Source organism: Parasynechococcus sp., assembly GCF_042954245.1.
In the GTDB taxonomy this organism is placed as follows: Bacteria; Cyanobacteriota; Cyanobacteriia; order PCC-6307; family Cyanobiaceae; genus Parasynechococcus.
Window position 1 is genome coordinate 1 of record NZ_JBGKDP010000112.1, and the last position, 7,143, is coordinate 7,143.

The window sequence follows — 7,143 nt, forward strand, 5'->3', positions numbered from 1 at the left end:
TGATCCGGGCTTTCCAGCTGAAGCGGAAGCCCTGAGCCGCCAAGGTCCAATCGGTGAGATCGGGATCCTCAAGGGGCTTGACCGACTCAATCCAGCGCATCCAACGGGGCATCGCTTCGAGATCACTCCAAACCTCCCAGACCTTGGCTACCGGGGCCTGCACCTCGGAGGTGACCGTGTGTTCGAGCCAGCGTCCCATCAGGCCACCGCCGCGTTGGTGGCCAACTTCACCGGCTGATCGAGGATCGCCGCCGCCGCCAGATGACCACTCATCGTGGCTCCCTCCATCGAATCGATGTAGTCCTGGCGGGTGTAGCTGCCGGCCAGGAAGAAATTACGGATCGGCGTGCGCTGCTCCGGGCGGTAGGGCTCCATGCCCGGGGCTTCCCGGTACAACGACTGAGCCAGTTTCACCACGTTGCTCCAGGTGAGCTTGAGGTTGTGGGCCGAGGGGAATAGCTCGCGCACCTGGCGGTCGGTGTGGGCCACGATCTCGTCCACCGACTTGGGAATCCAGGGATCACCAGGGGTGAGCACGCATTGGAGCAGGGAGCCCTCTCCCGCCTTGCGGTAATCCTCCGGGCTGGCCAGGGCCAGATCGGCAAAACAGCTGAAATCAGCATCAGCCGTGTACAGCAAGTTGTTGAGCCCCGTGGGTGTCGCCACATCCCGGCGCTGGGCTTCCTGGGTATCACCCAGCTCGGTCACCCAGCCGTCGTAGCGGAGCTGAACGGTGGCCACGGGTACGGCCTCCAACTGATGAATCGCCTTGAACTGGGGGTAACGGTTCCAGGCCTCGGGCAGCAGCTTCTGAATCCCGGGCACATCACAAGCGGCCAGGTAGGCGTCAGCCTCAACACGAATATCTCCTTCAGGTGTTCCCAGCTGCAGGCCTGTGATCTCAGGGGATTCACCCTCGCCGTAGTCCACCTGCTTCACCCGGTGACGCAGATGCAACTTGCCACCACGCTGCTGGATGTAGTCGAGGATCGGACCCGTGAGCCAGCGGTGGGGTGATCCCTTCAGCAGATTGAGCTTGGAGGCTTCCGTCTTGGCCGCAAACATCATGAAGATGGTGAGCATGCAGCGGGCGGAGATGGCCTCGCAGTCGATGAAGCCCAGGGCATAGGCAATGGGATTCCACATCCGCCGGATGCTTTCGGGGCTGCCGCCATGGCCCACAAACCAGTCCTGGAAACTGACGGAGTCGAGGGCTCGGATGGCGCGCATCGCCCCCTCGTAATCCACCAGACCCCGCACGATCGGACTGGTGCCCAAGGCCAGGGCATTGCGCAGCTTGTCGATCCAGCTGAGCTGCGGTGTGGTGAAGAACGCCTTGAGGCCGTTGAAGGGTGCACCGATGGGGAAGCGGAAATCCAGCTCCCGCAGATCACCCCCCTTGTTCACGAACAGGTGCGTGTGCTGCTTCGGCAGAAGGTTCTCGAACGCTCCCACCTTGCGCATCAGGGCAAAGAGATTGGCGTAATTGAAAAAGAAGACGTGCAACCCCATCTCGATGTGGTTACCGCCCTCATCCACCCAGCTGCCCACCTTGCCGCCCATGAAGGGACGGGCTTCGTAGAGATTCACCTCATGGCCCGCATCCACGAGGTCCACTGCAGCGGAGAGGCCGGCGAGGCCGGAACCAACGATCGCGACCCGCACAAGATCTGGTCAACTAAGGCGACTCTATGTATGAGCGTTCATAGAGTGAGAGCACGAGCCTGCGTTGACCATGACTTCCACCCCCGACACCGTGCCGGCCCACACCGCCAAAGACGGCAAGGGCATCCTGATCACCGAACCGGCGATGCAGCAGCTGGCGAAGCTGTGTGGCGAACAAGGTGAGAACCAGGTGCTGCGGGTCGGGGTGCGATCCGGGGGCTGCAGCGGCATGAGCTACATAATGGATTTCGTGCCCGCCTCAGACACCCTCGACGACGACGAGACCTACGAGTACATGGCGGCCGATGGTCAGAGCCTCCGGGTGATCTGTGATCCGAAAAGCCTGCTCTACATTTACGGAATGCAGCTTGACTTCAGCACTGCTCTGATCGGTGGTGGCTTCAACTTTACCAACCCCAACGCCAGCCAAACCTGTGGCTGCGGCAGTTCCTTCGCCGTATGAGCGAAGCCACGTGGGAATCTGAGGGGAAATCACTTCCCTCTCCCTGTTGATGGAGACTTCCCAGGACAGCCTGTTTGAGCAGGCCATGGCCCGATATCAGGCTGGCACCGCGGCCGAAGAGGTTCTCCCTGATTTCGCCCGCATCGTTGAAGCTGCTCCTCGCCAATCGGCGGGCTGGACCTGCTTGGCCTGGCTACAGTTGCTTTGCGACCAGCCGGAGGAGGCGCTGCGGTCGGCACGTTTCGCCGTGAGACTCAACGGCCAGGACCCCCAGGCCAGGATCAATCTGAGCCTGGCCTTGCTGGAGACCCAATCCAAGGGCGTGCGCGACCACATCCAGGTGGTGCAGCAGGTGATGACCCTGGCCCCAGAGGTGTCCGGCGAACTCAAGGCCTCAATCGCCGACGGGCTCGAGCGCAAACCCGGCTGGAAGGCCCTCGAAAAAGTGAAAGCCTGGCTTGAACTCTGATCACAACGGACGCTCTGCCTGCCTGACCCTGAATGACAGCCACCTGGACCATCACCCACCTGCCATCCCAGGTTCGCGTGCGGCCTCCAGCGGATCGTTCGGATCAATTGCGGCGGGAACGCCTGGCCAGCGAAGCGCGACGGTTGCAACTGGCCAGGCGCGCCAACGACATTCCGGATCCGAGCACCTGGATGTGGTGAAGGGGAGCCTGGCGATGGTACGCATCCTGCTACTGAGCAATGGCCACGGCGAAGACCTCTCCGGCACCCTGCTGGCCCAGGAGCTTCAGCAGCAGGGCCACAACGTGCAGGCGCTCCCGCTGGTGGGACTTGGCAGCGCCTATCAACAAGCCGGGGTGCCACTGCTGGGGCGCAGCCACGAATTCAGCACCGGCGGCATTGGCTACACCAGCCTTCGCGGCCGCCTCACCGAGATCGCCCAAGGGCAAGTGCTGTATCTGCTCCGACGCCTGATGCATCTGATGCGGCACCGGCGTCGCTTTGATCTGATCCTGGTGGTGGGGGATGTGATCCCTGTGATCGCTGCATGGCTCAGCCAACGCCCTGTGGCGACCTACCTGGTGGCCTACTCCAGCCACTACGAAGGGACGCTGCACCTGCCCTGGCCCTGCGCCGCTCTGTTGAAAAGCCCGCGGTTCAGAGCGGTGTACAGCCGCGATCAACGCACCGCCGAGGACCTCAGCAGGCAACTGCAACGGCCGGTAACCTTCCTGGGCAATCCCTTCATGGATTCAGTGCTCACAGCGGCACCCCCGCCGCCTACCAGCACACCACGCATCAGCCTGCTGCCCGGCAGCCGCCGACCGGAACTGGAACAGAACCTGCTGCTGCTGCTGCGGCTGATTGAGCTGCTGCCCAGCACAGTTCGCTGCAACGTGGATCTAGCCCTGGTGTCCAGCCTCGATGACGACAGCTTGCAGCGGCTCAGCGAACGATACGGTTGGCACTTGGAGAACGGATTACTGCAACATGAGGGGGCCCGGGCGATCAACGTTCGCCGCGGGAGCTTCAGTGCCGTACTGCAGCACAGCGATCTGGTGATCGGCATGGCAGGTACCGCCATCGAGCAGGCCGTTGGCCTGGCCAAACCGGTGCTGCAGGTACCGGGCCAGGGGCCTCAATTCACAGCGGCATTCGCTGAAGCCCAACGGCGCTTGCTTGGCCCCACGGTATTCTGCGCCGACGGGGATAGTGGCAGCCGTGAGGCTTTGGAGGGAACAGCGGAGCTGGCCATGGCTCTGCTGGATCGTGCGCGACAGGATCCTGGCTTGCAACAGCAGTGCCTAGAGGAGGCCAAAAGGCGCCTCGGAGAAGCCGGTGGAGGCCCGAAAATGGCGGCAGCCATTTGCGCACTGCTTGCATGAGTGCCCCGCCAGAACCGGCCTGGAAACGCTGGATCGACCGCCTGCTGATGGTGAATGTGTTGCTGGTGTTTATCGGCGCAGGGGTCTTTGCCGTTGCCGTGGTGCGACAGGGCCAAGGCTATGACTGGCTGATGGACCAGGTTCAGGTGCTGTGGCAACCCCTGTTCGCCCCAGCCATCAGCCTGTTGATCATGGCGGCCCTGGTGAGCGGCATCTTCAGCTGGTGGCAGCGGCGAGTGCTGAAGCCAGATCGGGGTAGCGGAAGCTGAAGTTCAGGGCTTCAAGCCGCTCCGAAGCAACCTGCTGGCCCTCCAACACCACCTTGGCGCCGTCCCCCAGAAGCAACTGCAGGACAGGGGCTGGCACCGGCAACAAACTGGGACGGCCCATGCTGCGCCCCAGCTGCTTGCAGAAGGCTGTCATTGACACGGGCTCGGGAGCCACGGCATTGATCACGCCACTCCAGCTCTCGTCCGTGAGGGATTGAAGGATCAGGGCACAGAGGTCACTGCGGTGGATCCAACTCATCCACTGCCGACCACTGCCGATCGGACCGCCAAACCCTGTGCGGAACACCGGAAGCATTTTTCCAAGTGCGCCGCCGTCGGCGGCCAGAACGATGCCGATGCGCAAGGTCACCTGCCGAACCGCAGAAGGCACCGCCTCAGCCGCCGCTTCCCAGCGCTGACACAAGCTCGCAAGGAAGTCGTCTCCCGGGGTACTCGATTCGAGAAAACGCTTGTCCAGGCTGGATCCATAGAAGCCGATCGCCGAGGCATTCACCAGCACCTTCGGTGGCGTTGCACAGGCCTCGATCGCTTTCACCACCTGAGAGGTCGTCTCCAGACGGCTGGTTTCAAGCAGCTGCCGGTGGGTCGGGGTCCAACGCTTCTCGGCAATCGGTTCCCCCGCCAGGTTGACCACCGCATCGGCCTGGTTGAGAGCATCCAGCAACCCGGCGTCGGCCCAGGTGCTGCTGCTGGCAGGGTCGAACTGCATCCAAGTCAGTCGCCCATCCGCCCGTTCAGCGTCATAGCCACGGGCCAAGCGGCGGCTGACCACCGTGAGCTGATGCCCGGCCTGAAGCAAGAGCGGCAGGAGCTCACGGCCAACAAAACCTGTGCAGCCAAACAGCAGCAGATGCATGAAAGCGGGGGTGGTGCGGCTGGGAGGCTAAGGGGGTTCATGGGCGATTGGGTTTTAGCCTGGTGCCATCACCGTCCCCTGTCATGGCCGAATCCGACGCCGCTGCCCCCGCCAAGGCCAAGCCTGCTGCGCTGCGCAAAGGGGCCTTGGTGAAGCTGAACAAGGCCGCTTACAGCTCCAGCCTGGAGGCTGGAGCAAGCGATCCAACGGCCCCCAATTACATCTTCGAAGGCCCCGGCGAACTGCTGGTGGTGAAAGGAGATTACGGCCAGGTGCGCTGGAACCGTCCGGTGCCCGATGTGTGGCTGCGGATGGATCAGCTGGAAGCCTGCTCCTGATCCTGCTTGCTCTTGGTTGGAGGCAGGCTCCAGGCCTCCTCCACGGCCATGACGGCCGTCGGAACTGACGCAATGGCGGCGGAGATGCGCCAAGCAGCATCGGGCAGTAAGCCCATGGCGCTATTGAGTTAGTCTGCTTGATCGCAGGCAGGAAGGCCGGTCTGCAGCGTCCACTACAACAAATCCACCAGGGTGGAGAGTACCCAGGTCAAGGCAACCCAAGCCCAGAAACGCCAGCGCTGTTTCACACGATCTCCAAGCGACGCCGTTCATCTTGGAGCCGCTTGCGTCGCCGCTTGACCTCCCGCAGCATCTCGCGACCGTCGTGGAGATATCCATCCACATAACCCATGGTGTAACGCTCTAGTTCGGCCAGAGCGTCCTCCACTTCCGAAAGGCAGTGATACAGACTCAGACCGAAACCACGGGCCGAAGCTGGCGTGGGCAACGACTGGAACAGTTGCTTGACCTTGTCCATCCGGCGTCCGCTCGCCTCGAGATAGCTGCAGAACGCCTTCATCAGCTCGTCGTCGTAGGGATCAGCCGACAGTGCCTTGAGTTGCTTGGGGAAGGGATTAATCACCTCACCGAGCATGCGGTCGATCGGGGCGTAGACCCGCTGCAGCCACTCCACCAGGGCATCATCCGCGGCTACAGCACGATCATGGGCAAGGCTGGCCCGGCGCAGACCCGTGGGCGATGCTGCCCGGCCCGGCTGGGGCCACGTGCGATCAAAGGCCTTACGGCGCTCGGCATCCCCGAGAACTTCCCAGGCGGCATTGAGAGCGAGCATTTGCTGATCGTCGCCACCGGCATCGGGATGGTGCTGCTTCACCAGCTGGCGGTAGGCCGCCTTGATCTCAGCGTTGCTGGCGGTACTGCTGACACCGAGCATGGCATAGGGATCGCTCACAGCTGACCATCCCTCCGGGGGGGAAGCTGCGAAGCAGCACTGAACATCGGGGTGGAGAGGTAACGCTCGCCATAACTAGCCAGCATCACCACCAGGCGTTTGCCCACCATGGCGGGATCTTGGCCCACCCGGAGAGCTGCGGCCATGGCGGCTCCACTGCTGATGCCGCAAAGCAGACCTTCCTCCCGGGCCAAACGCCGGCCCACCTGCATCGCCTCATCATCACTCACCATGAGGATCGAATCAATCCGGTCCAGCTCCAGCACAGCAGGTACAAAACCAGCCCCGATCCCCTGGATGCGATGGGCCCCAGGGAGCTTCCCGGACAGTATGGCACTGGCCTCGGGCTCAACGGCAATCACCTGAAGCTGCGGCTGGCGCTCTTTCAACAGACGGGCACAGCCGGTAATGGTGCCGCCGGTGCCCACCCCCGCCACAAAGGCATCGATCTGGCCATTGGTATCACGCCATATCTCCTCAGCCGTGGTGCGTTCATGCACGGCCGGATTGGCGGGGTTATCGAACTGCTGAAGCAAATAGGCGTTGGGAATCTCAGCCACCAACTCCTTAGCTAGGGCTATCGCCCCATTCATCCCCTGGGCACCGTCGGTGAGCTGCAACTCGGCGCCATAGGCACGCAACATCGCCCGACGCTCAGTGCTCATGGTGTCCGGCAGGGTGAGAATCAGCCGGTACCCCCGGGCCGCCGCCACCATGGCCAGGGCAATTCCGGTGTTACCACTAGTGGGCTCCACCAGCACCGTT

General features: G+C 62.8%; 12 protein-coding genes. 6 read left to right on the forward strand and 6 right to left on the reverse strand.

All coding sequences use genetic code 11. The features are described from left to right. Positions 1 to 199, reverse strand: a 199-nt coding sequence (locus tag ACGVJ8_RS05030) for an SRPBCC family protein (RefSeq protein ID WP_392345994.1), incomplete at its 3' end; no start/stop codon positions are given. Continuing rightward, positions 199 to 1,665: a 9,9'-di-cis-zeta-carotene desaturase gene (gene zds, locus ACGVJ8_RS05035; protein WP_392345996.1), complete on the reverse strand. Its 1,467-nt coding sequence runs from the start codon at positions 1,663 to 1,665 to the stop codon at positions 199 to 201. The genes ACGVJ8_RS05030 and zds, both read right to left, overlap by 1 nt. A gap of 70 nt (positions 1,666 to 1,735) precedes the next feature. On the opposite strand from zds, the gene ACGVJ8_RS05040 reads away from it, so the two are divergent. From ACGVJ8_RS05040 to ACGVJ8_RS05060, 5 genes are read left to right on the forward strand one after another with little or no spacing between them, the layout of a single operon-like run. Then, the gene (locus ACGVJ8_RS05040; RefSeq protein WP_392345998.1) at positions 1,736 to 2,128 is read left to right on the forward strand and encodes a HesB/IscA family protein; all 393 of its coding nucleotides are present in this window, start codon (positions 1,736 to 1,738) and stop codon (positions 2,126 to 2,128) included. A 49-nt stretch (positions 2,129 to 2,177) separates the two neighbouring features. Beyond that, a complete protein-coding gene (locus ACGVJ8_RS05045; RefSeq protein ID WP_392346000.1) occupies positions 2,178 to 2,597 on the forward strand; it encodes a hypothetical protein in 420 nt (139 codons plus the stop codon). A 32-nt stretch (positions 2,598 to 2,629) separates the two neighbouring features. Beyond that, a complete protein-coding gene (locus ACGVJ8_RS05050; protein WP_392346002.1) occupies positions 2,630 to 2,797 on the forward strand; it encodes a hypothetical protein in 168 nt (55 codons plus the stop codon). Between the two features lie 14 nt (positions 2,798 to 2,811). Continuing rightward, a complete protein-coding gene (locus ACGVJ8_RS05055) occupies positions 2,812 to 3,981 on the forward strand; it encodes a lipid-A-disaccharide synthase-related protein (protein ID WP_392346003.1) in 1,170 nt (389 codons plus the stop codon). Beyond that, on the forward strand, positions 3,978 to 4,250 hold the full coding sequence (locus tag ACGVJ8_RS05060; RefSeq protein WP_392346004.1) for a hypothetical protein: 273 nt from the start codon (positions 3,978 to 3,980) through the stop codon (positions 4,248 to 4,250). The genes ACGVJ8_RS05055 and ACGVJ8_RS05060 overlap by 4 nt, the downstream gene beginning before the upstream one ends. Here ACGVJ8_RS05060 and ACGVJ8_RS05065 read toward each other — a convergent pair. Further along, positions 4,198 to 5,127, reverse strand: a complete 930-nt coding sequence (locus ACGVJ8_RS05065; RefSeq protein ID WP_392346006.1) for a TIGR01777 family oxidoreductase — start codon at positions 5,125 to 5,127, stop codon at positions 4,198 to 4,200. The genes ACGVJ8_RS05060 and ACGVJ8_RS05065 overlap by 53 nt on opposite strands. An 83-nt stretch (positions 5,128 to 5,210) precedes the next feature. Between ACGVJ8_RS05065 and ACGVJ8_RS05070 the strand changes: the two genes are divergently transcribed. Beyond that, positions 5,211 to 5,465 carry an NAD(P)H-quinone oxidoreductase subunit O gene (locus ACGVJ8_RS05070; RefSeq protein ID WP_392346007.1) on the forward strand — a complete coding sequence of 85 codons (255 nt, stop codon included), beginning with the start codon at positions 5,211 to 5,213 and terminating at the stop codon, positions 5,463 to 5,465. Here ACGVJ8_RS05070 and ACGVJ8_RS05075 read toward each other — a convergent pair. The 3 genes from ACGVJ8_RS05075 to cysK all read right to left on the reverse strand — a co-directional run. Next, positions 5,444 to 5,581, reverse strand: coding sequence for a hypothetical protein (locus tag ACGVJ8_RS05075; protein WP_392346009.1), 138 nt, complete (start codon positions 5,579 to 5,581; stop codon positions 5,444 to 5,446). The genes ACGVJ8_RS05070 and ACGVJ8_RS05075 overlap by 22 nt on opposite strands. 128 nt (positions 5,582 to 5,709) lie before the next feature. After that, positions 5,710 to 6,378, reverse strand: a complete 669-nt coding sequence (locus tag ACGVJ8_RS05080; RefSeq protein WP_392346011.1) for a J domain-containing protein — start codon at positions 6,376 to 6,378, stop codon at positions 5,710 to 5,712. Beyond that, on the reverse strand, positions 6,375 to 7,143 hold a 769-nt coding region (gene cysK / locus ACGVJ8_RS05085; RefSeq protein ID WP_392346012.1), incomplete at its 5' end, for a cysteine synthase A. The genes cysK and ACGVJ8_RS05080, both read right to left, overlap by 4 nt.

Excerpts from the sequence above, each read along its gene's own strand:
- ACGVJ8_RS05040 (WP_392345998.1), top strand. The coding sequence starts at position 1,736 with ATGACTTCCACCCCCGACACCGTGCCGGCCCACACCGCCAAAGACGGC.
- ACGVJ8_RS05045 (WP_392346000.1), top strand. The coding sequence starts at position 2,178 with ATGGAGACTTCCCAGGACAGCCTGTTTGAGCAGGCCATGGCCCGATAT.
- ACGVJ8_RS05050 (WP_392346002.1), top strand. The coding sequence starts at position 2,630 with ATGACAGCCACCTGGACCATCACCCACCTGCCATCCCAGGTTCGCGTG.
- ACGVJ8_RS05055 (WP_392346003.1), top strand. The coding sequence starts at position 2,812 with ATGGTACGCATCCTGCTACTGAGCAATGGCCACGGCGAAGACCTCTCC.
- ACGVJ8_RS05060 (WP_392346004.1), top strand. The coding sequence starts at position 3,978 with ATGAGTGCCCCGCCAGAACCGGCCTGGAAACGCTGGATCGACCGCCTG.
- ACGVJ8_RS05065 (WP_392346006.1), bottom strand. The coding sequence starts at position 5,127 with ATGCATCTGCTGCTGTTTGGCTGCACAGGTTTTGTTGGCCGTGAGCTC.
- ACGVJ8_RS05070 (WP_392346007.1), top strand. The coding sequence starts at position 5,211 with ATGGCCGAATCCGACGCCGCTGCCCCCGCCAAGGCCAAGCCTGCTGCG.
- ACGVJ8_RS05075 (WP_392346009.1), bottom strand. The coding sequence starts at position 5,581 with ATGGGCTTACTGCCCGATGCTGCTTGGCGCATCTCCGCCGCCATTGCG.